The organism is Mesorhizobium sp. WSM4815 (assembly GCF_055811575.1).
On record NZ_JBVVQS010000093.1, the window covers coordinates 1 to 25,241 of the forward strand.

Here is a 25,241-nt window from a genome sequence, read left to right on the forward strand (position 1 = left end):
TCGCGCCATCGCCGACATCTGCCGAAATCCGAAATCCCCATAGCCATCGCCTGTGGCCCGCGGGTTCCTTCCTCGGGACTTTCGTACGCCTGCCGGCGCCCGAAACTCTTCACGACAGCCGACTGGCAGCTTTGGGCTGCGAATATTCAAGATCGGACATTCAGGTTGGTGTGGGCGTCGTGACCTGACCCTGACCGGACCTTCCGGGACCGATTGTACTTTCAGAAACCGGACATTCGGGCCCAACCAGCGCGCATGACCCTAATCGGCCATTCCGGCCGCCTATTGGCGTCACGGAAGCGGACGTTTGCGGCTGGTGGAAGTAGCCGGGGCATTTCGAAGCTAAAAAACGGGCGGTCTCGCGCACCACGATCGCCCCCATCCGAGCGAGCGAGTCCCGCTCCGCGATCTCCATCGCCTCCGCAAGGTTCTTCGCTCGATGAGCAGGAAGCCACCCAGATGCTCCTTGGTCTCTGCGAAGGGCCCGTCGGTCCAACTCGCCTTGCCGGCACGAACGCGCAATGGAGGCTTCGCTACACCCAATACGGTCTGACGCCGTAGTAGTCGTAAACGCGGCGGCCACTCTCGGCATTCCAGTCGAAATCCCGGTCGCGAGCATAGCGCGGAGCGCCTTCAACTTGCTCCTTCGTGATGTCAATGCGGAAGCCTGCAAGGCTCTCGTCATAGTCGAGCTTCTGCCACGGCAGCGGATAGTAGTCGTCGCCAATTCCAAGAAAACCACCAAAGCTGAGAACGGCATAGGATACCCTGCCGCCCCTCTTCTCGAGGATCAGCCTTTCGACCTGCCCGATGTGATTTCCCTGGATGTCATAGACGTTGGTGCCGACGACCATGTCGCTGGCGATAAGATCGTGGGTCTCACGAATGTCGGGGTCCTGGTTTGTCATGATTTGCTCCTTCCCGTCGGTATGGAGCAAAAACGGGTCCATGCCCTCGAAGTTCCAAGGATTGTGCGGACCAGCCGTTAGCAATCTTCTGGCTTGAGCGAGCGAACCATCCGGGTGACGACCGGATCGTAGGCAACTTTTGACTCCATGCTGTAGTCCATCAGAAACATGGCGGCGCGATCGCCGCAACCGTTATGCCTCTGACATATCGGATCTGGTCGTCTTTGATCCCCGAGTAACTTGCCCATTCACGCGTCAGCCGCCGATAGATGAATTTCCAGCCTTCTTTTTCGTCCTGACTGATCTGTTTCTTGACCTGAGGCAGGAAGTCGCTTTCGGCGACGTCGGTGCCCCAGACGGCGAGGAGGGCTCCGTCGGGGGATTGGAAGGCCGCGCCATCGCCGTCCTTTGAACGATGCAACAGTTCGAACTCGGGCGGCACGTCGAAAACAAACCCAAACCTTTCGATGCCGAACTGCTGCCTTTCCTGCGCCCCCGCCTGAGCGAAGGAGAGCATTAGCGCCGAGAAAACCAGCAGGGTTCGGCCCCATGGCCCGGTTCTCTTGTTTACATTACACTAATGTAAACTGCGACAATGTAGGGATGTTCCGTTTTCAAGAATCGACTCTTCAGTAGCCGCACAGGAGACGATTTTCACTGTCGCCGGAGGTTGGTAGAGTTGCACGTCGCGACCGGAAGAGGTCGCGAAATCGATGCCGCCAGGTGAAGTTCTAAACGGCAGTTTCAGACAGATCGGTTGTGCAGAATCGGCCGTTGACGTCCCAACCGGCAGAGTTGTTTAGCGCTCTAAGTCCGACCTCAATGCATATCCAAGGCTTGGTGCGGGAAACCGGCATCGCCGCCGAACAAGGTCGCGAGTTCCGTGAACTTGGCAAGCGGCAAATGACCGACAAGCCTGAAGTCACTGATGCGGGTGAGAACAGGCTGTGTAGGTGCTGCGGTCGGTGACCGTCAACGATCCGAATGTAAGGGTCTAGGCAGCAGGGCCGCGATACGGTTGCGGCCCTGACGTCTGATCAACCCTTGAGACGATCCTTGATCTTGTCCTCGGTCTTCCCAAGGCCCTTCTTGGTGCTTTCGTCAAGCTTGCCGGCAGTTCCGCCGGCACTCATTTTCTTGTCACCAGCCGGTTTGCCAGGCTTTGCCTTCACTTCGCCGCTTTTCGCAGAGCGCTTCACTTCATCCTTGTTCATGGTTTCTCTCCCATAGCTGGGAAACCAACATGCGCTCTCACTGAAAGTTCCAGTAGCCAAGGAAAATAAGCATGGCCGGCTCCGAAATGAAATCGATCGCACATCTCACGCGTGAACGAAGGAAAATGGGTGCGTCGATGAACGCGTTCGACGGAATGCCAAGATGGCCGGATAGTCGAAAATGCGATCAATTGGGAGCAACTCCGCCATGCCGCCAAGGTCAGGCCCCGGTCCAGGTGGGCAAGATGGACGCGGTGATGTCCAACCCGGTTTCCGCAGCGTGGGATCGACCCGCGTAATCGGCATTTGAATTCCACAGCCGGTAGACGCCTTCCCATCGGCTCGCTGCGCAATCGGCTGCATCTTTGCCCCGCAGGCATCCCTCACGCCTGACGGCGTAGTCTAGCGGTTGGATCGGGCATCATGCCGGAATGGCTAACGCTGACCAACGAAACGGCTTGCCCGATCGCCAAATACTGTGAAGGACATGCAGGCAGGCCGCGAAGATTGACCGAATTTGATTTGCCAGGGAATCGGGCCCCTCCTACGCCCGGCACGTCAGGCGAAGGCGGCCACCCCCATCGTTACAACAGCCACAGCCATCACGACGGTGGTCAGCCATCCAAGCGATTTGAGCACCCCGGTGACGACGAACTGCCCGAGCACATCCCGGCGTGTGGCGAAATACATCATGATCCCCATGACCGGAACGGCGACGATGCCGTTTATCACCGCCGTCCAGACAAGCGCCTTTATCGGATTTATCGGCGTGAAGTTGAGCACCGCCCCGATCACGGTCGCGAGCATGATTGTTCCGTTGAAGGCTTTTGCTTTCATGGGCTTTTCGCGTCAGCCCGGTGGGCCAGCGTAGCGCTTCGCCGATCGCGTAAGCTGTGCCGAGCCGGCCAGAACAGGCACTGCAAGGAGGCCCGTGCCGACGATGCCCAGGGCGAAAAGCGTCGAAGCAAGGGGCCGGCAAGAGGGCGCAGCGCTTCCGCCGCCTGTGCCGAGGTCTCTATCTCGGTGATGCCGCCCGGGTGCAGCGTGGACGCCGCGGTCAGAATAATCGCCAAGCCGACGATGTTGGAGGTTGCCATCCCGGCCATCGTGTCGAAGCTTATACGTTCAAGAGCAGCCGGGCCTTGGGCGGGCTAATAATCGGGATGTTAGCATCATGAACCTTTATCCTGTGTTCTCCTATCCGGATGACAACCAGTGTCCGCAAAAGGGGTCGACTCCGGCCGGTGGCTGAAGGTCAGCTAACGAGGCGCGCTGCGAATGACCGGTAGTGGCGCAACCACGACCCTTCTTGGGATGTCGGCTTTCAGGAAGGGGCAACGCTGATCTCAATGTCCGATTTTGAGCGCAAAGCTGCCGTTGGTCCGTTGCAACATAATGATTTGCTTTGGCCAGCAGACGAACTAGGCCGTCACGCATTTCCCCGGAACAGATCCTCTCGAAGCGTGTTGCGCCAGCTCCAAGCTAAATTGGAGCACAACCATAAAGCCCGAAGACGCCACCTACCCTCCTCTTGATGTCGCCAAGCCTGTCGCTCCGGGGGTCTGGATCGTCGACAGCGGACCGCTGAGCGTGATGGGCATTCCAGTCCCGGTGCGCATGACGGTTATCCAGCTCGGGAATGGCGGTCTCCTGCTGCATTCACCAACACGGTTCGCTTTTGAGCTGAGAGAGCAACTCGAGCAGATTGGCCCGATACTGCATCTGGTTGCGCCAAACAGTGCACACTGGACCTTCGTCAAGGAGTGGCAGGACCATGTGCAGGGAGCGCCGACATGGGCCGTTCCGGGCTTGCGCCATCGGGCAAAGGTCCGCCGGGCCGGCGTCAGGATCGATCACGATCTGGCCGCTGCGGCGCCGGACGCCTGGTCGAAAGATCTCGATCAGGTTGTCGTTCCAGGAGCCGGTAGGTTCACCGAAGTCGCATTCTATCACAAGAACAGCCGAACTATGGTGCTTACGGATCTAGTTCTGAATCTCGAGCCGGAAAAGCTGCCATTCATCATCAGGCCGGCGGCGCGCCTCTTAGGCGTCACGGCACCTGGGGGGAAGGCCCCCATTTACCTGCGGATGATCATCAAACGGAAGCATGAGCAGGCGAAGGCGGCCGCGGAGCGCCTCGTGGCTTTCCAGCCAAAGCGCGTGATCTTCAGCCATGGCCGGTGGTTCCACAAGGATGGGACGACATTACTTCACCAGTCGCTGGCCTGGCTTCTCTGAGGGCGGCCGCAGAGAAGATTGTCAGCAGGAACTAGCCATCAACTCCCGTTGCCGTTCCCATTCGACGGGCAAACCCCTGACGAGCGCCTGGAGCTGAACCCCACGGGCTGCCGTCCGTCGAGTATGGCTTCGACCAGATCGGGCGCGAGCAGCGTCAACTGGAGCACATGGGATACGAAGGAGCGGTCAAGCCTTTCGGCCGCGGCAAGTTCGATCACTGTGGCGAACTCGCCTGTTTCCAGCATGTGTTTCCACCGGAACGCCCGCGCCAGCGCCCGGATCAGAGTGTTGTCTATGGGTGGCCGTGCTGGGGTCCATTGCTGTGCGCCGGCGGGCGAGATGATGATCTTGCGGCCACTACGCTTGCGCAGGGTCAGCGGCAGATGGACGGTGAGCGATTTGCCGTCAGGGCTGAGTTCGGCATATTTGGCCCCCGACGGCATCATGCGGTCCTCCTGTGCTCCGGCTGCTGTCGCAGCTCCGTCGCGAGGCTGGCCATGCCTTCCGTCCGAAGCCGGATGGAAATGCCCTCGACGGCGACATCCACCCGCTCGACCAGAAGCTGGACGATGCGGGCCTGCTCGGCCGGGAAGAGCTCATCCCAGAGTGGATCCAACTGAATGAGGGCTTCACGGACCTCGGTTTCAGTGATGTCGGAATCGTCCTTTCGCGTGGCCATCCAGGTCTTTACGATCATCTCGGGTGTTCGAAGCAGCGCCCGAAGCTGGTCGATGACCGCAGCCTCGATCTCGCCGGCAGGCACACGGCGGACCGGGCATGTCTCCGGTCCGAGCTTCTGCACGCTCGTGGTGAACTTTTTCCCGAATTGCTCATCCGTCGCGCTTGGCATTTGAGTGCCGAGCCAAGTCCGAGCGAGAGGCCATCGAAATCAAGCAAGGTTGTGGCGGCGAGCCGGACCTTTGCCGCGCGTTGGTAGAGGGATCGCGTGAGGGAACCGGCGTCGACAAGAACACGTTGCTAAGTCATCGAACTTCACAAAAGGATTCGCGCGATGTTGAGAGACTTATCTCGCGAGGAAGAGAAACGCGGCACCGGAAGGGTCCTCATGTGGGGCGCCGTGATCGCCGCTTTGCTTTTTGTTGCGCTAATGGCCGTGTTCGTCCTCGGGCCGTTCTGGTCTTAGCCACCATGGACGAATGAAGCCCGCGCCCCCTTGGGGGGTAAAGGACAGGCATCGCGAAACGGATGCGGAGAGGACGCCACATGCAGCGACCGCCGCACATCGTGCCGATGCGGGGCGCGCATGAGCGCGGCCCTACTGATGCCGCGCGAGCCGGTGCATGGGTGCGTTTGCTTCGGCCAAACTAGCCAGCGCTTGCTCGACTTTTTGAGCCGAGGCGTCAGTGCGATTGATGTGCCGGATCATTTGCTGCCTCAGCCGCGCGAGCCTTTCGGCGCGATATACATCGCCGTATCTCGCAGTTTCAAGGTGGAGAGCCGCGAGCCTAATGGGCGACGATTCCGATTATCTAGCAATAGAAATTCGCGAATCCGCCTTTCGTTCCGATGTCCGACCTTGCCCCTCGCAAAGGCTGGCCGGACGGCCGCGACGAATGAGCCGCATCCCTGCCAAAAGAGAGATCGTCCGCTGATGCTGCTCAGTCGACCGCGGGTCCAACCAGACGGTAGCGGAAGTGATTGCGGATGTGCTCGTTGAAGTAGCGGCCCTTTGCGAAGGCCGCTTTGAATGCGGCAAAGGTCTCCGGCGGCACGCCCTCAAACTCATATCGTTTTCCGCTGGCGACGAACCACACTGAAAGGATTCGGCTCTCCGGATCGTATTCCGTTTTGCGTATTGAGGTGGATGGCATGACGGCCGCTCGATCAAAAGTAATCAACGAGCGGAGCGGCGGTCGCGTTCCCTCGTGGTATCGCTCCCGAGCAGCGCACGAGGATTTTCTCCAGGCCACCTCACGCATCGCGGCGTCGCAAAACGCGGCAGGCACGGTCATCCGGAAGCCAGTCTTTCGGTCCCTCTTTTGTCCGAAATCGGCGTGCAGGGTCGGATCGTTCCGTAGCCCCACGCGTTGGAGAAACGCAACGGGAGGAACGAACATGTCAGACGAGAAACACGAACGCATTAGGCGCCGCGCTTATGAGATATGGGAACGAGAAGGCCATACGCACGGCTTGCATGAGCGCCATTGGAATCAGGCGATCTTGGAGATCGAGACCGAAGATCGCTTGCTCGGTGCTCGGCCACCGGCAATATCTGGTGCCGATGTACCACCTCCCGCGCAGACCCAAAGCCGAGAGAAAAAGGCAAGCGCGCTGCTGGTCAATCGGATGTTGAGGCGGCGGAAGCACTGGCGATGAGAACAGGCATCACCGGCGACCAAGCTCAAGAGCTCATCGACCGCCTCGGTGACGATCCGCTGGCACTCGATGAGGCGGCGCGGAGCCTCAGGGCATCCGAAAGGTAACCGCCGGCTTTCTCAGGCAGCCCATCGCTGTACTCGACACATCACCACAGATTTTCAACCTCGGCCCCCCGCCAGCGGACCGCCGCATCGGCCAAACAAATGAAAGCCCGCGCCCCTGGCGGAGAGAGCGGGCCGGTCGGGTCGCGGTCTGAGTTTCACGACATTGGACTGAGACGGCGGTTTCGCCTTCGACGCTCGATGATGTGTGCGTTTCGGCGAGCAATTCTAAGTTCGCCAAGCGTCGGCCGCCACCAGCCCCGGGCGTGCTCCATCGGTCCGGCCTCACGACGAGCCGGCCATGTCCTGATGAGTTCCGTCAGCGTCGCCGAGCACCACGTTCCCCACACGTAATCGATGTCCGTCCGCGTCGCATGCGGATAGAAGGCGGCCAATACTGGCGGCTCGGCGACTTCGCCTGACACATCGGTAAAGACGACGACGCCGTACTGCTCTGTTGCGACGGGGCGGCCCATCGGAGGCAAGTCTTCAGCCGACAACGGATAACGTTGGCGGCGGCGTTCCGCATATCGCAACCGTGTGGCTCGTTGAGCCTCCGAGTCCTTCTCCGCCTCTCGTCGTCGCTTCCTTCCCTCGGGTTCGCTAAGTTTGGCAGCCTCTTCGATTGTCGGCCATCGGCGCCGCAGTTCCTCATAGGACCGAAACGGCACGCGCCACGCGCGGAGGTCATCGTCCCAACTTGCCCAGGGAATTTCGTGTAGTTCCCGAAGGACGGTCTTGGAATAGGGTGTTCGAATGCGCAGGTCGTCGGCAATCTCGAGATAGCGACTGGAGATCGGGTCAAAAGCGAAGGCGTCGCGTCCCTTGCTGTCGGCGTGGATCGCCAGCAATTCGGCCTCACGCGCCAGCCAGCGGTCGATCCGGCGGGCTGCCGTCTTGCCTGGTACAAACCAGCTCCTGCGCTCGTCGCTCCATCTCGCTCGCGGAAATTCCTCCCGAAATCGTTCGACCGTCATCCGGTCGTAAGGAAAGTTCGCCAAGGCACCGGGGGTGTCTTGTTTCTGCAGCGCAGGCTGATGCTTGGATTCCTCCACGGTCGTGCCGTCAATGGTGTTGGATTCGCGGAAAAACGTCCCGCCGGCCCTAATGGTTCACACGCGAACCAGAACGCAACTGCCCTTCGCGACTGAAGGTCGCCAGGCGGACCGCTAAACCGCCAATGTAGCAGCTGCTAGCCGCTCGATCTTCGCAGGCGTCCCTACGGTTCGCAGGCGTCCCTACGGGTTGCAACTCGGCGTTAGCTCGAATCCCCACTCCCTTCGCCGGCATAACGGAGCAGCGGCATGCCCTGGTAGGCATATGGAGCAACCGATGCTGGCACGAAGAGATGCCGCGGCATCCGCCTCATCGCCGCCCTTACCCGCTCATCGAGCGTCGCCTTGCCGAGTTCTTCGCTTGTAAGGTCGGTATGGATTGCAATCACCTCGACCATGTGCCTGCGTAGAACCGCGAGGTGCTCTTCTTTCATCGGCTTCATGACGGTGGGGCTTTCCTCAACCAGTCTGCTGCCAGATAGCTTTATGCCTTGTTCGTCTGTCACAGTAACGACCGACACCGTGGTTCGACCACTCACTCGATCCACCCGCCGTGTCAGATGCACGCGGACCTCCGGGGAGTAAGATAGTAACATGCTGCTGAGGCTGCACCAGATCGATAAATTCTACTCCACTGGCGAGGGGCCGTTGCATGTTCTGCACGGGATCGATCTTTCGCTGGAGGCGGGCAAGAGCCTTGCGCTGACCGGCGAGTCGGGCAGCGGCAAGAGCACGCTTTTGCACCTCGTTGCAGGGCTCGACAGCCCTGATGCGGGAGAAATCCACCTTGGCGGTATCAATATTGTGGGGCTGAACGATACGGCCCTTGCCGCCCTGCGGCGGGGAACAGTCGGACTTGTGTTCCAGCAGTTCAACCTGATCCCTTCGCTTGATGTGGCAGCCAACCTTGCCTTTCAGGCTCGACTTGCCGGCAGTCCTGATCCGGCGTGGTTGAAAGTCCTTGCCAAACGGCTGGGCCTCGCCCAAGTCCTCACGCGCTACCCTGAACAACTGTCGGCCGGCCAGCAACAGCGGGTGGCGATCGGCCGGACCTTGGCCGCCCGGCCCCGGCTGGTTCTGGCTGATGAGCCCACGGGCAATCTGGATGAGGCAACAGGGGACGCTATACTCGATCTTATGCTGTCGCTGGTGGCTGAAACGGGTGCCGCCCTGTTAATGGTCACCCATTCCAACCGTCTGGCAAACCGGCTGAACGCCCGCGTTCACCTGCACGCGGGCCGGCTGGTGTGATGGTGTGGACCGGGCTGACAGCGCTCTTGTCTCACTGGCGCAGGCGGCCTGTCCAATTGGCGATGCTGCTTTTGGGGCTATCGCTGGCAACGGCGCTGTGGTCAGCGGTTCAGGCGATCAACGGTGAGGCGCGGGCGAGCTATGACCGTGCAGCGGCGATCCTTGGGCAGGACCGGCTCGCGCAACTAGTGCGTGAGGACGGGGCCCGGATGGATCAACAGGAGTTTGTGAGACTGCGGCGAGCAGGCTGGCTGGCTTCGCCGGTGATTGAAGGTGAAATGCGGTTTGGGGATGTGCGTTTGCGCGTCCTTGGCATTGACCCACTGACTTTGCCGCCGCAGGCGCAGCAGGTGGATATTGCGGTGGGTGATGATCTATTGCCGTTCATCACGGCGCCCGGTGTGCTCTATGCGGCCCCGGAAACCGCGGCACGACTAACCGAACAAGCGACACCTCCCGTGCGCGTGGCCGAGGGTTTGCCGCCTGGCACAGTCCTCACCGACATCGGGCAGGCGCAGGTCCTGCTTGGGGCAAAGGACAAGATCTCTCGTCTTTTGCTCTGGCCGGACCAACCGATTGGCCGTGCCCCTCTAAAGGTGACAGCCCCCGGCCTGACCCTGCGCGAGCCGAGCGAAACGGGGGATCTTGCCAGGCTGACCGACAGTTTTCACCTGAACCTGACGGCTTTCGGTTTTCTTGCCTTTGCGGTGGGGCTCTTCATCGTGCATTCCGCCATCGGTCTGGCTTTTGAACAGCGCCGCCCGGTGTTTCGCACGCTGCGCGCACTGGGCTTGCCGGCCCGCGTGCTGGTCCTTTTGCTGATCGCCGAGCTGCTGACCTTCGCCCTCCTCGCGGGGCTGGTAGGCGTGGCACTTGGCTATGTAGTCGCCTCGGCCCTTTTGCCCGACGTCGCCGCCACCCTGCGCGGGCTTTACGGGGCCGATGTGCCGGGAACGCTGTTGATCCGCCCCGCAGTGTGGGCAGCGGGGCTGGCCATCGCGGTAATCGGCACGCTGGTGGCGGCCGCACAAAGCCTCTGGCGGCTATGGCACCTGCCACTACTTGCACCGGCCCAGCCTCGGGCCTGGGCGCGGGCTTCGGAGCGGGCACTGCGCGCGCAAGGCGTGGCTGCGATGGTGCTCCTGCTGACGGCGGCGGGAATTGCACACTTCGGATCCGGCCTCGAGGCGGGCTTTGCGCTTCTGGCGGCACTGCTGTTGGGGGCGGCACTGGCGCTGCCGCTCGTGCTGACGGGGATATTGCACCTTGGCGGCCGCTTGGCGCGTGGACCATTGGCCGAATGGTTTTGGGCCGACACGCGTCAACAGCTTCCCGGCCTGTCATTGGCGCTAATGGCACTGCTGCTTGCGCTGGCCGTCAATGTGGGCGTCAGCACGATGGTGTCGAGCTTTCGGCTGACCTTCACCGGCTGGCTCGATCAGCGTCTCGCCTCAGAGCTTTACGTGAGCGCCCGCACCGAAGCAGAGGCCACGGCGATACGCGACTGGCTGGCCCAGCGCAGCGACGCGGTCCTGCCGATCTGGAGCATTGAGGGCCGGGTCGCAGGCCAGCCCGCGGCAATATACGGCGTGGCCGATCATGCCACCTATCGCGACAACTGGCCGATCCTCTCTGCAGTGCCGGAGGTGTGGGACCGGATCGCCACAGGCGACGGCGCCCTGATCAACGAACAACTGGCGCGGCGCCAGGAGTTGGGCTTGGGGGATCAGATCACGCTGCCTGGTGGCTGGCGGGCCAGCATCGTCGGCGTCTATGCCGACTATGGCAACCCGATCGGCCAAGTGATCATCGGGATCGACACACTGCTCCAGCACTATCCTGACGTCTCCCGCCTGCGCTATGCCATTCGGATTGCCCCCGGCAAGGTCGAAGCACTGGCTGCGGGTTTGCGGGCGGAATTCGGGCTGCCCGCGCAGAACGTGATTGACCAGGCCGGGATCAAGGTCTTTTCGCTCAAAGTGTTTGAGCGCACATTCAGAGTGACAGCCGCGCTGAATGTGCTGACGCTGGGAGTCGCGGGGCTGGCGATGTTTGCGAGCCTCATGACCCTGTCGGGGATGCGCCTACCGCAACTGGCGCCGGTCTGGGCCATGGGTCTGCCCCGCCGCCACCTCGTATGGCTGGAGCTTTGGCGCGGCTTGTTGTTGGCAGCCTTGACCATGCTGGCCGCTCTGCCTGTAGGTATCGGGCTCGCCTTTGTTCTGCTGGCGGTGGTGAATGTGGAGGCTTTTGGCTGGCGTCTGCCGATGCACCTTTTTCCCGGTGACTGGGCGCGGCTGGCGGCGCTCGCGCTGCTGGCGGCCGGACTTGCAGCCGCCGTGCCTGCCTGGCGGCTGGCGCGTCTTTCGCCATCGGATTTGCTGAAGGTATTTGCACATGAGCGTTAGAGCATTGCTGATCTATATGTGCTTGGCCGCACCTGCCTTTGGCCAAGGTTTTGCTGGGCTTGGCACAGAGGCTGACGGGTTTTCAGTGCCGCAGCCGGGGACTGCATTCAACTTTCCGGCAGACCACGGCCCGCACCCCGGTTACCGGATCGAATGGTGGTATTTGACGGCCAACCTGCAAGCTGCGGATGGAGCGGACTATGGCGTGCAATGGACTCTTTTCCGATCCGCCCTGGCCCCGGTGGAGCGGTCAGGCTGGTCCAGTCCGCAGCTTTGGATGGGCCATGCGGGGCTGACGACGCAAACGCACCAATTCGTGGCCGAACGGATGGCACGGGGCGGCATCGGCCAAGCGGGGGTTACGGCTGCACCCTTTGCGGCCTGGATTGACAACTGGCAGATGGCAGGCCGGGCCCTGCCAGAAGCGGATGCGCTGTCGGCGCTCGATCTGCACGCGGCGGGACAGGCGTTTTCCTACGAACTGGCACTGGACGCCAAAGGCCCTCTGGTGCCGCAGGGAGTGCAGGGCTACTCGGTGAAATCCGAGAGGGGGCAGGCGAGCTATTACTACTCGCAACCATTCTACCACGTGACCGGTACACTGACCCTTCCAGCGGGCGTGATTGCGGTGACCGGTCAGGCGTGGTTGGACCACGAATGGTCCTCGCAGCCGCTGGCTGAGGATCAAACCGGGTGGGACTGGTTCTCGCTGCATTTCGACAGCGGCGAAAAGATGATGGGCTTTCGCCTGCGCGACAGAGGCGCGGGCTTTACATCGGCCACATGGATCAAGGCCGACGGCAGGCCGCAGCCGCAGGCTCCCGGCGCGCTAAGGGTGACGCCGCTCGAAACGGCGGCAGTCGTGGGACGTAGCGTGCCGATCCGCTGGAGGGTGCAATTGTCGGAAAAAGGGGTGGATGTGACCATCCGGACGCTAAACCCAGAAGCCTGGATGGACACACGCTTTCCCTATTGGGAAGGCCCGATCCGATTTGAGGGCACCCATGCCGGGCGCGGCTATCTCGAGATGACAGGCTATGAATGACTGGAGGACGCTGCTCGATCGCGAGATCGCGACGGTTGGCGAATTGCCGAAAATGGAGAAGGTTAGTTTCCAGCGCCCTTCCCTCTACCACCTTCAAAATTGCCCAAACAATTCTCCGGCCCCTTCATGGCTTCCCGGAAGCCCAGCGTTTGCGGGATGTGCGGCCGAAAGCTGGGGAGAGCGGAAACAACCTTCCCATTCAATCTGCTCTCCGAATGTCCATCATTCTCCGAAGCTGGGGAGCCTTTTGGATCTTCGGTCCGGCCCATCCGCGGGCACAATCTTTGCGTTCCGCCAACGGTTCCGCCAATGGCGTCTCTATGACTTGCCCGCAGGCACCGCCGCAACCTATAGGTTTGCAACTAGCCTTATGGTTTGCTAGCTTCACCGTAGGGATGAGGAGATGCGGATTTTGTACCGCCTTTGGAAGTGGCTCTTACGTCCGAAAGCACAGGGTGCCGGAGCGAACAGGGAAGAGCTTTCACCGAGTCATCCGTCCTCCATCAGCGAAGCGCGTCTCCTGGACTTTTTGGCGAACACGACTGATGGTGTGTCGTTCTATGATCAGGACTTCCGCCTGACGCACTACGCAACCAACCTCAAAAGCATCCACAGCCGCCCGCTAGTTGCGGGCGTCGCTCTGAGGGAGATTTATCCGAACGTCGACACTGAGCTCATCGAAAAATTTGTTCGCGTGCTGCGCGGCGGCACTAAAATAAATTTAAATCTCCAGCGTTGGGGGGGGTACGCGCCGGTTTCCGTTGTCTTTTTGGGCGTTGCTATTGTATTTGTAATATTTTAAACCAGATAATGGGTGGGGGGGGGGCGGGGCTCACCGGAAGAGCAAGAGCGTATGATGCTCCTTCATCAGGCGACGCACGACGCATTAACCGGATTGCAGAACCGGCGGGGGTTCAGCGAAAACCTGCAACAAGCTCTGTCGGTGGTCGATGAGCCAAATGCCACTGCCCTGCTGCAAATCGACCTTGACGGTTTCAAAGCGGTCAATGACACACTCGGCCATGGCACGGGCGATACGTTGCTTCAACTGGCAGCAGGCCGGATCCGGGACACGCTGCAGGACGGCGAACTCGCATACCGGTTAGCCGGAGACGAGTTCGCCGTCATTCAATCGCGTACGGGACAGCCCGCCGAAGCGGAACGCCTCGCGGGGGCGTTAATTGAAGCATTCAAGGCGCCGTTCATGATCAACGACATCCCCGTCTTCGTCGGCGCGAGCATCGGAATTGCATTCGGACCGGGACACGCGACCGAGGGCGAGCAGTTGATGAAGGCCGCGGATATCGCCCTTTATGCGGCCAAAAGAGACGGACGCGGCTGTGCGCGAATTTTCAATCGCTCGATGCAGCTCCTGCTCGAACAGCGTGAAAACCTGAGGCGCAGTCTTCGAATGGCGCTGGACCGGAACGAGCTTTATCTTGAATATCAACCGCTCATTCGGGCTCCCGCGTCGGTCGTGGGCTTCGAAGCGCTGCTGCGATGGCGGCATCCCGAAGTCGGGACCATTCCTCCGAGCGTGTTCATACCGATCGCCGAAGCCGACGGTCTCATGGACGAGATTGGACGATGGGTGATCGAAGAAGCCTGCCGCCAAGCAACGAGATGGCCGTCTTCACTGACGGTCGCCGTGAACCTGTCGCCGGCGCAGTTCCTGAGCGGTTCGCTCACGGACACGGTTGCTCAGATCGTCGACGCAGTCGGAATCCGCGCCGACCGGCTTGAGCTCGAGATTACCGAAACCGTTCTTCTCGAGCAAACCGTCGACAACATTGACACACTGAATACCCTGAATGTCCTCGGGATAAGGATCGCGCTAGACGATTTCGGCACCTACTACTCCTCGTTGAGTTACCTTAAGAACTTCCCGTTCGATACGTTGAAGATAGACCGATACTTCATAAAAGACTTAGAAACCGATCGAAAAAGTCAGACGATCGTGCGATCGATCATAGGCATGGCGCACGGCTTGGGGATAAGCGTCACCGCGGAGGGAGTTGAAACGCCAGGACAGGCACAGTGGCTGATCAGGGAAGACTGTGATTACCTCCAGGGCGACTTCCTGGGACGGCCACTCGGAGCCGAGGCGACGCGCGATTTCATCAGGCGATCTCCCAAGGAACTGATACGCGAAAGTGGGGACGAAATCTGGCGATCCAGCGTCCGGCCCCATGCATAGCGGCGTGGACGAAACTGAGGGATGCGAGGTAGAGCGATATGGATTTCCAGAGGCAGGTCAACTGCCGTCCGGGAAGGGTTCGTCGCATCGCTCGACTACAATGCAGCCAGAAACGAGTGAGGAACGCCAATGAATATTGCTTCTCATAACGAAGATGGCGAAGCAGTCTTTGAGACAATGATCCAGATCGATTTGGACGTCAAAACTTTTATGTCTGATTGGATACTCTGCGATCAACTCTCGACCTACTCGGCGCGAATGATCAGCCATAACAGACCTGACTCCGTACGGCATTCAAACCTCTTTTCCTCTGCGTTGAACGAATTATTGGAGGTCGCCTTTCGTACGCGGCATTACGGCGGTGAAATAGCCTTTAGGGTGTCCCGCCGGGGTGAGACGGACAGGATCGAACTGACATTCCCTTGCATGCCCGAAGAACGACAATTCTTTGAAGAAGCGGTGTTTCAAATTACGGGATCCGAGGCAATGGAGCGCTATCTCAACTCAGTGTCCGGAGACCTCGCGCCCAGTCGTGAAGTCGTTCTCTTGGAACTCGCCATCGACTACAACGCGACCCTTCGAGTCGAGCAAGTCGGCGCTGATATCATCACCCTTGTCGTCGATCTTCCGCTTGAGGGCATGCCAAGTTGAGCGCGTACAACCTTTTCCCGCGTTTCAGAGCGCAATACGATGTAAACGATCAGGAGTTCTCGATATCGGGAATACTGCGGCCCCAGTCGATCGATGAGCTTGCGCCCAGCATTGCCCTGTTGAAGGAATCAATCGCTCGTGTACGCGGTACCCTGTACGTAAACGTCAAACGATTGACGCAAATGAACAACACCGCATTTCATGCTTTCTCGCGGGTCATTATTGACGCCTGTCGCGCTCGACCAGATCTCAGGTTCGTACTCGTAACGTCAAGCGTTGTCGGGTGGACGACCAGAAAATTCGGGCGCCTGAATGGAATCGAAGCGAACATCACGGTTCAAGAGTATGACAGTGATTTCTATCCGGGGCAGAGCTTCCTCGAAGAAGGCGGGTTCATTCCGATCCTCCGCACACAGACGAAGATGACTTGGCGCCACGAGCGCACAATCTTGCCGCGACACGGCATGCAACCCGGTATCATCATGGCCGACATCTGTTGCGGAATTGGTGATTTCGCCGTACTCGTGCAGAAAGAATTTCAGCCGTCACGGATTGTCGCTCTCGACCATTCCAGATCAAGCCTTGCTTATGCGCGAAGCGTGGCTGCGGCGTTCGATATCGGCGGAATTGAATATACCTATGGCGACGCGTCAGAAATGCTGCTCGACCAAGATCAGTTTGACTTGGTCACATGCCGACACTCCCTGCAGGTGTTCAACAAGCCCGAACTGATTCTCAAGGAACTCTTTCGCATCTGCAAGCCGGGCGGACGCGTCTACATCACGAATGAAAAGAACTCGCACTGTCTGGGCGAACCGCGCGCCGATAGCATCCAGTGGACCTATAATGAAGTCGCCAAGCTTTGGGCGCACTTCCAGATGGATATCGAGCTTGGCCCCAAAAGCCGTCGATACCTGGTCGAGGCGGGGTTCGAAGACATTCGAGTCGAGTCTTTCGTGGTCACCAACCACGACGGCGATCCGCAGGACTTCGCAGATGTCGTCGCGGCATGGGAGAACGTCTATGCAGGCGAGATGGCGACAAAGCGAGGTGACCCGCCGGCGTTCATCAGACGGTTCCGACAGGGTTTCCAGGATCACATTTTCGCTGCGCTCCACCCCAAGGGATACGCCGGCTGGCCAATCTGGGTTGCATCGGGACGTAAGCCACTGTGAGCGAGTCGCATGCCATTTCCCGCAAACCCTGGTCCGTTTTCCGGCCTAACAGCTTCCGCGCGAAATTCATAATCGTTGTAGGCGGGGCGGTGCTCTTCGACCTCCTGGTCGGTGGGAGCGTGGCCCTTTGGAACGTCAACCGGCTTTCCCGCGACGCGACGTACCAGATCGAGAGCGGCCTCACCAAGGCGAGCCAGGAATACCTCCAGAATTATATCGAGACGACTGCTCTGCGCGCCGATCTCCTCTTCGACCAAATGCACTCCGAGGTTACCGCACTTGCAGGCTCCATGCAGAGACTGATCGACCATCCAGAGGCGAAGGAGGCAATCGGCAACGCGCTGGCGATGGACTCCTATTTCAATGCGCCGCTTATACATGACCCCAAGGGAAACTGGATGCAGAGCCCACAAGGGTCGCCTTCGGTCTTGAGTATCTGGGGATATCTTCTCTCCCCCGATGGCCGACCGAAGCCCGAAATTCTCCACAAAATTCAGGAGAGTGCGGCGTTCGACATTTTTGGCCCAAGCCAAATGGCAACAGGCGCCAGGAAGTTGCAGGTCTATTACGTTGGACCGAAGGCAGCACCTATCATGCGCACGACTCCTTACTCCGATCAGGCGCAAACCTTCGACAAGCTCTATCCGGGCCACAACAACGCAAATTTCTGGGATTTCTTCTTTCCTGGCGTCTATGAGCGCTGGCAGGGGTGGATCAGGGACCCGAATTCGCGCCCCGTAAAAGGCGATGACATCACGGCGACTGCCCCATATATCGATGCGATTACCGGCAAGCTCATAGTGAGTTTCTTCCATCCGCTCTGGACGAAGGACCGCAAGGATGTCGCCGGCATGGTCGCTTCCGACGTAACGCTCGATCAGCTCGCTGAAATCGTCGAAAGCGTGAAGGTCGCGGAGACGGGCTTCGGTTTTCTCACCATGTCGAATGGCAATGTGCTCGCGATCAAGCCCGAAGGCGAGAAAACGCTCGGGCTCAAGATTGCAAGCGGTGCGGCGGGTCAAGGCGTTACCGGACTCGATCGCTCGCTCAAAAAGAGTACGCATTCGGCCGTTGCGGCGCTCGAACTTCCTGCCGACGACAAGACGGTCATCAAGCATATTTCGATTTTGGAGGAGGATGGCGAAGCCGAACCTCACATCGTCGCGCTTCGCCGACTGGAGGCAGTCAATCTCTGGAACAGCACGGGGTCCATCACAGCCGAAAACCAGATGCTCGGCTTCGTCGTCCCGGAGCGGGAAATCTATGCTTCTCTGCTTGCAGCGCAACAGAGCATTTCCAGCGCGACCAACCGGATCCTGGTCTCCCAGATCATCGCAATCATCATTTCGCTCCTGATTGTCTTTGCGGCTGTCTTCGGAATCTCAAAGCGGATCACCGCAGGACTCAGCGCGCTTGCAGCAGCCGCAAAGCGGCTCCAGGCACAAGACTATTCAGTTCGAGTAAGCATTCCGACGCATGACGAAGTGGGAGAGGTGGGGGTCGCGTTCAACCGGATGGCGGAGGAGATCAGCTTCCATACGGAAAATCTCGAGCAAATCGTCGATGAAAGAACGAAGGAGCTTGAAGACGCAAATCAGGAGATTTCCGCCCTCAACAGCAAGTTGCGAGATGAGAACCTCCGCCTTGGTGCAGAGCTTGCAGTTGCCAAACATATCCAGATGATGGTTCTGCCGAGAGCCAGCGAACTCGAAGCCATCCACGGGGTCGAAATCGCCGCTTATATGCGGCCGGCCGACGAGGTCGGCGGCGACTACTACGACGTCTTGCAAGAGGGATCGCGGGTCAAGATCGGGATCGGCGATGTGACAGGCCACGGGCTCGAAAGCGGTGTGCTGATGCTGATGGTTCAATCCGTTGCACGCGCACTGCAGGAGACTGGCGAGGACAATCCACGTCAGTTTCTCGATCGACTGAACAGAGCCATCTATAAAAATATCGAACGGACCAACACCGACAAGCATCTCTCGCTGGCCTTCCTTGACTTTGAGAATGGGAGGGTGACCCTGTCAGGGCAGCATGAGGAGGTTCTCGTCGTTCGTGCAAATGGAGAGATCGAGCGTATCGATACCGCCAATCTTGGTCTGCCGATCGGCCTCGAACGCAACATCTTGCCGTTTATCGCAACGCGCGACATTCCGTTCAACAGCGGCGATGTGATCGTGCTCCACACGGATGGTGTGACCGAGGCGGAAGATCAGGAGGGAAAATTGTTCGGTTTGATACGCCTCTCTAACAGTGCGCGCCACTATCATCGCAGGAGCGCCGAGGAGATCAAAACTGGAATTATTGAGGACCTGATGGCGCATATCGGAACACAGAAAATCCACGACGACATCACGCTCGTGATCATGAGGCACAAGTAGGAATGACAACACTGTTCGGAACAGCCGACTTTGCAATTGGAATGAGAGAGAGCGTCAGCCGCGTGCGATTGTTCGATGGACCTCTCGACCTGAGTTGGCATCATTGCGCTACTACTTCGGACTTCATCGCGGACGTTTTTGCCCTGCGCTTCCAGTCTTCTCGCAACGACTACAGGGAAGTGCGACACAGCATTGGCTATCTAGTCAACGAACTGATTGAAAATGCGGTCAAGTTTCGTGCGCCCGGCGAGATCACGATCGAGGCGGCCATAGAATCGGAAAGTTTTAAAATCAAGGTTTCGAATGTTGTTGACATCGAAACGACCGCTAAATTTCAAAATCTTCTGTCGGAGATCACAGCCGGCGATCCGGGTGATCTCCTGATCCAGCGAATCGAAGAGAATGCCGCGGATCCTCAGACAACAAATTCCGGTCTTGGATTGCTGACGTTGATGAGCGACTATGGCGCGAGCCTGGCTTGGGTCTTCAGCCCCGCCGACGAAAGGGATCAGGTTCGCCTGGAAACATATGCTTCGATTGTGGTATCATCAGAAACTTATAACTAAAACGAAATGAAGACAAAATCGTGGACATAACAACGACAAATTATCGCGTGTGGAACGAAGGAAGCGATGTTTATTTTGACGGCGTAATGAGGTTGTCCAGTTCTGAGGCCTATGCGCCCATTTTGCAGCTAATGATGAATGTCCTTACCTCCAATCCTACTACTATAACGATACATGTATCAGACTTGGAGTTTCTTAACTCGTCGGGCATCAATTTATTGGCCAAATTTACCATAGAGGTCAGAAAGCATCCAGAGATCCAACTCGTTGTCCGGGGAAGCTCGGAAATACCTTGGCAGTCGAAATCGCTGCCAAATCTCAAAAAACTACATCCTGCGATGGTACTCTTCGTTGGCTGACAGGCGGTTTATCCAGGCGCCAAAGACCATTCGGCTACACTTTCCGGACGTCTGCCTTTTGAGATGAGAATCGCGGCTCCAAACCAGGACCGTTCCGTCCTTACGCTGCCTGCACGTTTTTCGAGATCCGCGCCCACTCCGGAATCCAGTCGCGGTGCGCGGCGAGCAGATCGCTGACCAGCGACCAGATCTGGTCGAGATCGAGCTCGGCGGCGGTATGCGGATCCATCATCGCCGCGTGATAAAGATGCTCGCGGTTTTCCGTCATCAAGGCCGCGACAGTCAGTTCCTGCACATTGACATTGGTGCGGATGAGCGCCGTCAGTTGCGGCGGCAAGGTGCCGATGAAGGTCGGCTGGATGCCGGACGCATCGACCAGGCACGGCACTTCGGCCGCGCAATTTTCCGGCAGCGAGGTGATGCAGCCATTGTTGCGGACATTGCCGTAAATAACCGAGGGCTCGCCGGTCCAGACCGAGTTCATGATCGAGGAAGCATATTCATGGCTCTCCTCGATCTCGATGTTCTCGGCGCTCCGGTAGGCGGCCGCCTGCCCTTTCCATCGCTCTATCTGCTCGATGCAGCGCTTGGGATATTCATCGAGCGGAATGCCGAACTTCTCGATCAGATCGGGCCTGCCGTCCTTGATGAAATAGGGCGTGTATTCGGCGAAATGCTCCGAGCTTTCGGTGACGAAATAGCCGAGGCGGGTCAGCATCTCGTAACGCACCTTGTTCGGACAGCGCGGATTCCAGTGGCTGGGTTTCGGAAATCGCCCGTCGCGGTAGCCGCGCACGAGATCCGGATAAAGGTCGCGGTAGCTGCCATCGGCCTGCCGATGCTCGAATTTCAGGTAGAAGGCCATGTGGTTGATGCCGGCGGCACGGTAACGGATTTCCTCGAGCGGGATTTCGAGATCTCGGGCGAGTTCGAAAGCCGTTCCCTGCACCGAATGGCAGAGACCGACCTGCTTGATGAGCGGATACTTTTCCGCAATCGCCCAGGTGTTGATCGCCATCGGGTTGACGTATTGCAGGAGGATGGCGTCGGGGCAGATTGCCATCATGTCTTCGCAGATTTTCCAGAGATGCGGCACGGTGCGCAAACCCCGCATGATGCCGCCAACACCGAGCGTATCGGCGATCGTCTGGCGCAGGCCGTATTTCTTCGGCACCTCGAAATCAGTGACCGTGCAGGGCTCGTAGCCGCCAATCTGGAAGGCAACGACGACGAAATCCGCGCCTTCCAGGGCCTTGCGCTGGCTGGAATGCGTCTCGATGGTCGCCGCAGCGCCAAGCGTCTTGACCAGCTTTCCGGCGACGATCTCGCTTTCTTCCAGGCGCTGCGGATTGACGTCCATCAGCGCGATGGTAGCGCCCGAAAGAGACGGCCGCTGCAGCACATCGCCGATGACATTCTTCATGAAGACGGTGGAACCGGCCCCGATGAACGTGATTTTGGGTTGTCTCGTCATGAATTGCGCCTCTTGTCTGCGATTTATGCGGCTACCTCGAACGCGGCCTTGACGAGCCGTTCAGTGTAGGCGGTCCTTGGATGGGAAAGAACCTCGTCGACGGGTCCCTCCTCGACGATTTTACCGTGCTGCATCACCACGACCCGATGACAAAGCGCGCGTACGACCTTGAGATCGTGGGAAATGAAGAGATAGCTCAGGCCGCGCTCGTCCTGCAGTTTGCGCAGGAGGTCGATGATCTGGGCCTGAACGGAGAGATCGAGCGCCGATGTCGGCTCATCGAGCAGGATGAATTCCGGTTCGAGTGCGATTGCCCGCGCAATAGCGATGCGCTGGCGCTGTCCGCCGGAAAACTCGTGCGGAAAGCGCGACAGGATGTTGTGCGGAAGCCCGGCGCTGACAAGCGCCTGCTCCACGCGCTGCAACCGATCACTTTTGTTGTCGCCGAGCCGATTGACGATCAGCCCCTCCTCGATGATCTGGCCGACCGACATGCGCGGATTGAGCGAGGAGAACGGATCCTGAAAGACGACCTGCATGCGCGATCTGAGCGGCCGCATCTGGTCACGTGTCCTTGCGTGGATCGGTTCGCCGTCGAAGAAGATTTCGCCGCCGTCGGCCGTCAGGAGCTTCACCAGCGCCTGCCCGAACGTCGTCTTGCCGGACCCGGATTCGCCGACCAGCCCCAGGGTTTCGTACCGGTGAAGCTTTAGGCTGAGGCTGTCGACGGCGACGAGTTCCTTGAGCCGCGGCTTGAAGAACCCGCCGTGCTTCAGCATGAACGACACCCGCACATTGCAGCCCTCGAGAATGACGGCTGAGTCCACCGGTGTCGGATTGGCCATACCCTTTGGTTCGGACGCCAGAAGATGGCGCGTATAGGGATGCTGCGGGTTCTTGAAGAGCGCTTCAGTGGTGTTGTGCTCCTTCACCTCGCCCTGGCTCATGACATAGACGTAGTCGGAAAACTGGCGAACGACTGTCAGATCGTGAGTGATCAGGATTACCGCCATACCGAGCTTCTGCTGCAGATCACGGATGAGGTTGAGGATCTGCGCCTGCACGGTGACGTCGAGTGCCGTCGTGGGTTCGTCGGCGATGAGTACGTCCGGATTATTGGCGAGCGCCATGGCGATCATGACGCGCTGGCGCTGACCGCCTGAAAGCTGGTGCGGATATTGGTTGAAGCGGCTTTCCGGGTCCGGAATCTGCACCTGCCGCAACAGCTCCAGCGTACGCTCCGCAGCTTGCCTGCGGCTCATCTTCTGATGAACGCGGATCGCCTCGATGATCTGCGCGCCGACCGTGTAGACCGGATTGAGCGAGCTCATCGGCTCCTGGAATATCATCGAAATGCGGTCGCCGCGCAGCGCCCGGCGCTGCCGGTCGGAGAATTTCAGCACATTCTTCCCATCATATTCGATCCGCGAGTGCACGGCCACGGTGGCGCGCTTGGTGAGCAGGCCCATGACCGTGCGCGCCGTCACCGACTTGCCGGAGCCGGATTCTCCCACCACAGCGATGGTCTCGCCGCGATAGAGCTGAAACGAGACATCCTTGACCGCGTCGACGGTTCCGCCTTCTACCTTGAAGGTCACCGCGACATTGCGGGCGTCGATGATCGGACTGCCGGTCCTCACCGCATGATCGTGACGTTCGTCCGGCGCCATCGAGGTCTTTTCCGTCAGAGCCATGGTGCCGGCCTTCTCAATAGGGATCGACGGCGTCGCGAAGACCATCGCCCAGCGCATTGAACGCAAAGACGGTGACCAGCACGAAACCCACGGGGGCAAGGATCCAGGGATAGGACCCAATGACGGAGTATGTCGCGGTATCCTGCAGCATCAGCCCCCAGGAGATCAGCGGCGGCTTCACCGCGAAACCGAGGAAGCCGAGGAAGGACTCAAGCAGCACGACATTGGGGATCGCCAGCGTGACGGCGACGATGACGTGGCTCATGACGTTGGGGAAAATATGCTGAAAGATGATCCGGCGGTCGGTTGCGCCGATCGCCATCGCCGCCCGCACATAGTCGATCCGCGCCAGCGCCAGAGTCTTGCCTCGAACTTCGCGCGACAGCTGTGCCCAGCCGAGCGCCGACATGACGACGATGACGAACGCGAGGAAGACATTGGTCGGCGCCGTCACCGGAATCAGCGAGGTGAGCGCGAGATAAAGCGGCAGTTGCGGAAAGGCGAGCACCAGTTCGACGAAGCGCTGTATCCATGCGTCGAACCTTCCGCCGAAATATCCGGACACCATGCCGACCGTCGTGCCGACTACCGTGATGATGAACACCACGGTCAGGGCGATCATCAGCGAAATGCGCGAGCCGTAGATGATGCGCGACAGCACATCGCGGCCGAATTTGTCGGTGCCGAGGAAATTGACCGGGCTTCCGTCGGTGGCGCCGAAGAAATGCCGCTGCGCCGGGATCAGTCCGAAAAGCCTGTATCCGAACCCTTTGACGAAAAAGCCGAGCGTCTGCGGGTTTTCGTAGTCGGGGCCTACGATCGGCTGGAACGTGACGGGGTCGAATTCATCTGTTTCACGAATCGGATAGCTGCGCGGCGGAAAGACGAAGTTCCCGCCCCGATCCGTCATGCTGATTGTCTGAGGCGGCGCGAAACCGACGCCGGTCAGCTTCGGATCGACGGGTGCGAAGAACTCCGCGAATATCGTCATGATCATCAGGAGGCAGACAAGGATCAGCCCTATCATGCCGGTCCAGGATCGCTTCAGACGGCGCCAGACAAGCGCGGTATAGGTTTCGTTGCCATTGCCTTTGGCCGGCGGCACGGAGGCGCAGATTATGGATTGGACGTCGGCTTTCATGCGTCGGCCCCTCCCCCAAGGCGAACCCGCGGGTCGAGCGCTGCAAGCAGCATGTCGGCGATGATGTTGCCGACGATCAGGGTCACCGACAGAACCAACATGAAGGTCGCCGTGACATAGACGTCGCCGATCCACATCGAGCCGACGATGGCCGGGCCGACCGTCGGCAGGGCGAAGATGATCGCGGTTTCGATCTCGCCGGTCAGCATGTAGGGCAGCACGACGCCCTGATACATGACGAGCGGATGCAGCGCGTTCGGCACAGCGTGGCGCATGACCACCGTGTGCTCGCTCAAGCCCTTAGCCCGAGCCGTTTCGACATATTGGGCGTTCAGCGTATCGAGAAGATTGCCCCGCATGACGCGCATGTTGTAGGCGAGCCCGCCCAAAGTGGCGATCGCGATGACCGGCCAGACATGCTTGACCAGATCGACGAACTTGCCCCACGACCAGGGCGCCCCGCCGTAGCGGGCGGAATGGAAACTGTTGATCTCAGTGACATTGAAGTGGAACACCAGGATATAGACGATGATCAGCGCCATCAGGAATCGCGGTACCGTCATGCCGAGAAACGAGATCCCCGACAGCACGCTATCCACCCAGGAATATTGCCGGGTTGCCGCCAAAACGCCGAAGGTGATGCCGATCACCGAAGCCAGGATATGGCAGACGAGCGCCAGCGCCAGCGTACGGGGCAAACGTTCGCCGACCACATCGGCGACAGGCTTGTTGTAGAAGAGACTGTGGCCGAAATCGCCGCGGGTGACGATGCCGGTGATCCAGTTGACGTACTGGAGGGGCAAGGGCTTATCGAGGCCATGCGCGATCTTGTAGGCCTGCGCCTGGGCGTCGGCCTTTTCGAAGGATGCGCCACCCTGGTTGATCAGTTGCGAGCGCACATAGTCGCTGTAGTCGCCCGGCGGGGCCTGGATGATCGCGAACGTCACGACGCTCAGGACGAAGAGGACAGGAATCGCCGAGGCGATACGCACAAGCAGAAATCTGAACATGATCGTGTTTGCTTCTCTTGTGGCTCGTGG

The 25,241-nt window shown here is 59.4% G+C and carries 23 protein-coding genes and 4 pseudogenes; 13 read left to right on the plus strand and 14 right to left on the minus strand.

The window, feature by feature from the left end:
* The coding region (locus tag AC0L2B_RS15080) for a hypothetical protein (RefSeq protein ID WP_473746028.1) at positions 1–188 on the plus strand (188 nt) is incomplete at its 5' end.
* 158 nt (positions 189–346) lie between these two features.
* Here AC0L2B_RS15080 and AC0L2B_RS15085 read toward each other — a convergent pair.
* The 5 genes and pseudogenes from AC0L2B_RS15085 to AC0L2B_RS15105 all read right to left on the minus strand — a co-directional run.
* Positions 347–522 (minus strand): annotated as a pseudogene (locus AC0L2B_RS15085) (YciI family protein); the annotation flags it as partial.
* Positions 523–533: 11 nt separating this feature from the next.
* Positions 534–908 carry a PRC-barrel domain-containing protein gene (locus tag AC0L2B_RS15090; protein ID WP_473745902.1) on the minus strand — a complete coding sequence of 125 codons (375 nt, stop codon included), beginning with the start codon at positions 906–908 and terminating at the stop codon, positions 534–536.
* A gap of 160 nt (positions 909–1,068) precedes the next feature.
* Positions 1,069–1,425: a hypothetical protein gene (locus AC0L2B_RS15095; protein ID WP_473745903.1), complete on the minus strand. Its 357-nt coding sequence runs from the start codon at positions 1,423–1,425 to the stop codon at positions 1,069–1,071.
* A gap of 520 nt (positions 1,426–1,945) precedes the next feature.
* Entirely contained in the window at positions 1,946–2,122 is a 177-nt protein-coding gene (locus tag AC0L2B_RS15100) for a hypothetical protein (protein WP_023799002.1), read from the minus strand.
* 558 nt (positions 2,123–2,680) lie between these two features.
* Positions 2,681–3,273: pseudogene (locus AC0L2B_RS15105) on the minus strand (divalent metal cation transporter); the annotation flags it as partial.
* Positions 3,274–3,622: 349 nt separating this feature from the next.
* Here AC0L2B_RS15105 and AC0L2B_RS15110 point away from each other — a divergent pair.
* The gene (locus tag AC0L2B_RS15110) at positions 3,623–4,360 is read left to right on the plus strand and encodes a DUF4336 domain-containing protein (RefSeq protein ID WP_023801607.1); all 738 of its coding nucleotides are present in this window, start codon (positions 3,623–3,625) and stop codon (positions 4,358–4,360) included.
* 38 nt (positions 4,361–4,398) lie between these two features.
* On the opposite strand, the gene AC0L2B_RS15115 is transcribed toward AC0L2B_RS15110, so the two are convergent.
* From AC0L2B_RS15115 to AC0L2B_RS15125, 3 genes are all read right to left on the minus strand, one after another.
* Positions 4,399–4,806, minus strand: a complete 408-nt coding sequence (locus AC0L2B_RS15115; RefSeq protein ID WP_473745904.1) for a hypothetical protein — start codon at positions 4,804–4,806, stop codon at positions 4,399–4,401.
* Positions 4,803–5,210, minus strand: coding sequence for a hypothetical protein (locus AC0L2B_RS15120; RefSeq protein WP_473745905.1), 408 nt, complete (start codon positions 5,208–5,210; stop codon positions 4,803–4,805). The genes AC0L2B_RS15115 and AC0L2B_RS15120 overlap by 4 nt, the downstream gene beginning before the upstream one ends.
* Positions 5,211–5,979: 769 nt before the next feature.
* Positions 5,980–6,333 (minus strand): KTSC domain-containing protein, encoded by a 354-nt coding sequence (locus AC0L2B_RS15125; RefSeq protein ID WP_473745906.1) that lies wholly within the window; start codon positions 6,331–6,333, stop codon positions 5,980–5,982.
* Between the two features lie 103 nt (positions 6,334–6,436).
* On the opposite strand from AC0L2B_RS15125, the gene AC0L2B_RS15130 reads away from it, so the two are divergent.
* A complete protein-coding gene (locus AC0L2B_RS15130) occupies positions 6,437–6,697 on the plus strand; it encodes a DUF2934 domain-containing protein (RefSeq protein WP_473745907.1) in 261 nt (86 codons plus the stop codon).
* 262 nt (positions 6,698–6,959) lie between these two features.
* Here the strand turns inward: AC0L2B_RS15130 and AC0L2B_RS15135 are convergent, their stop codons facing one another.
* Positions 6,960–7,856, minus strand: coding sequence for a hypothetical protein (locus AC0L2B_RS15135; RefSeq protein WP_473745908.1), 897 nt, complete (start codon positions 7,854–7,856; stop codon positions 6,960–6,962).
* A 242-nt stretch (positions 7,857–8,098) separates the two neighbouring features.
* Positions 8,099–8,299, minus strand: a pseudogene (locus AC0L2B_RS15140) (protein-L-isoaspartate(D-aspartate) O-methyltransferase); the annotation flags it as partial.
* Between the two features lie 151 nt (positions 8,300–8,450).
* Here AC0L2B_RS15140 and AC0L2B_RS15145 point away from each other — a divergent pair.
* The 10 genes and pseudogenes from AC0L2B_RS15145 to AC0L2B_RS15190 all read left to right on the plus strand — a co-directional run bounded on the left by AC0L2B_RS15145 (position 8,451) and on the right by AC0L2B_RS15190 (position 19,892).
* Entirely contained in the window at positions 8,451–9,107 is a 657-nt protein-coding gene (locus AC0L2B_RS15145; protein ID WP_473745909.1) for an ABC transporter ATP-binding protein, read from the plus strand.
* Positions 9,107–11,515, plus strand: a complete 2,409-nt coding sequence (locus AC0L2B_RS15150) for an ABC transporter permease (RefSeq protein ID WP_473745910.1) — start codon at positions 9,107–9,109, stop codon at positions 11,513–11,515. The genes AC0L2B_RS15145 and AC0L2B_RS15150 overlap by 1 nt, the downstream gene beginning before the upstream one ends.
* Positions 11,505–12,560 carry a lipocalin-like domain-containing protein gene (locus AC0L2B_RS15155; protein ID WP_473745911.1) on the plus strand — a complete coding sequence of 352 codons (1,056 nt, stop codon included), beginning with the start codon at positions 11,505–11,507 and terminating at the stop codon, positions 12,558–12,560. The genes AC0L2B_RS15150 and AC0L2B_RS15155 overlap by 11 nt, the downstream gene beginning before the upstream one ends.
* A 403-nt stretch (positions 12,561–12,963) precedes the next feature.
* On the plus strand, positions 12,964–13,362 hold the full coding sequence (locus AC0L2B_RS15160) for a hypothetical protein (RefSeq protein ID WP_473745912.1): 399 nt from the start codon (positions 12,964–12,966) through the stop codon (positions 13,360–13,362).
* A 30-nt stretch (positions 13,363–13,392) separates the two neighbouring features.
* Positions 13,393–14,757 (plus strand): annotated as a pseudogene (locus AC0L2B_RS15165) (putative bifunctional diguanylate cyclase/phosphodiesterase); the annotation flags it as partial.
* Positions 14,758–14,886: 129 nt separating this feature from the next.
* Entirely contained in the window at positions 14,887–15,408 is a 522-nt protein-coding gene (locus AC0L2B_RS15170; RefSeq protein ID WP_473745913.1) for a ubiquinone biosynthesis methyltransferase UbiE, read from the plus strand.
* Positions 15,405–16,583 carry a class I SAM-dependent methyltransferase gene (locus AC0L2B_RS15175; RefSeq protein ID WP_091594694.1) on the plus strand — a complete coding sequence of 393 codons (1,179 nt, stop codon included), beginning with the start codon at positions 15,405–15,407 and terminating at the stop codon, positions 16,581–16,583. Before AC0L2B_RS15170 ends, AC0L2B_RS15175 begins: the two co-directional genes overlap by 4 nt.
* Positions 16,580–18,967, plus strand: coding sequence for a SpoIIE family protein phosphatase (locus AC0L2B_RS15180; protein WP_473745915.1), 2,388 nt, complete (start codon positions 16,580–16,582; stop codon positions 18,965–18,967). The genes AC0L2B_RS15175 and AC0L2B_RS15180 overlap by 4 nt, the downstream gene beginning before the upstream one ends.
* A gap of 2 nt (positions 18,968–18,969) precedes the next feature.
* Positions 18,970–19,533, plus strand: coding sequence for a slr1658 superfamily regulator (locus AC0L2B_RS15185; protein ID WP_473585521.1), 564 nt, complete (start codon positions 18,970–18,972; stop codon positions 19,531–19,533).
* Positions 19,534–19,553: 20 nt separating this feature from the next.
* Complete coding sequence (locus AC0L2B_RS15190; protein WP_473745917.1) at positions 19,554–19,892, plus strand: slr1659 superfamily regulator; 339 nt, start codon at positions 19,554–19,556, stop codon at positions 19,890–19,892.
* 100 nt (positions 19,893–19,992) lie between these two features.
* On the opposite strand, the gene melA is transcribed toward AC0L2B_RS15190, so the two are convergent.
* From melA to AC0L2B_RS15210, 4 genes are read right to left on the minus strand one after another with little or no spacing between them, the layout of a single operon-like run.
* Positions 19,993–21,366, minus strand: a complete 1,374-nt coding sequence (melA, locus tag AC0L2B_RS15195) for an alpha-galactosidase (RefSeq protein WP_473745918.1) — start codon at positions 21,364–21,366, stop codon at positions 19,993–19,995.
* 23 nt (positions 21,367–21,389) lie between these two features.
* Positions 21,390–23,060 carry an ABC transporter ATP-binding protein gene (locus AC0L2B_RS15200; protein ID WP_091594922.1) on the minus strand — a complete coding sequence of 557 codons (1,671 nt, stop codon included), beginning with the start codon at positions 23,058–23,060 and terminating at the stop codon, positions 21,390–21,392.
* A 13-nt stretch (positions 23,061–23,073) separates the two neighbouring features.
* Positions 23,074–24,201, minus strand: coding sequence for an ABC transporter permease (locus AC0L2B_RS15205; RefSeq protein ID WP_473745920.1), 1,128 nt, complete (start codon positions 24,199–24,201; stop codon positions 23,074–23,076).
* Complete coding sequence (locus tag AC0L2B_RS15210; protein ID WP_473490982.1) at positions 24,198–25,211, minus strand: ABC transporter permease; 1,014 nt, start codon at positions 25,209–25,211, stop codon at positions 24,198–24,200. The genes AC0L2B_RS15205 and AC0L2B_RS15210 overlap by 4 nt, the downstream gene beginning before the upstream one ends.
* Positions 25,212–25,241 lie beyond the last annotated feature (30 nt).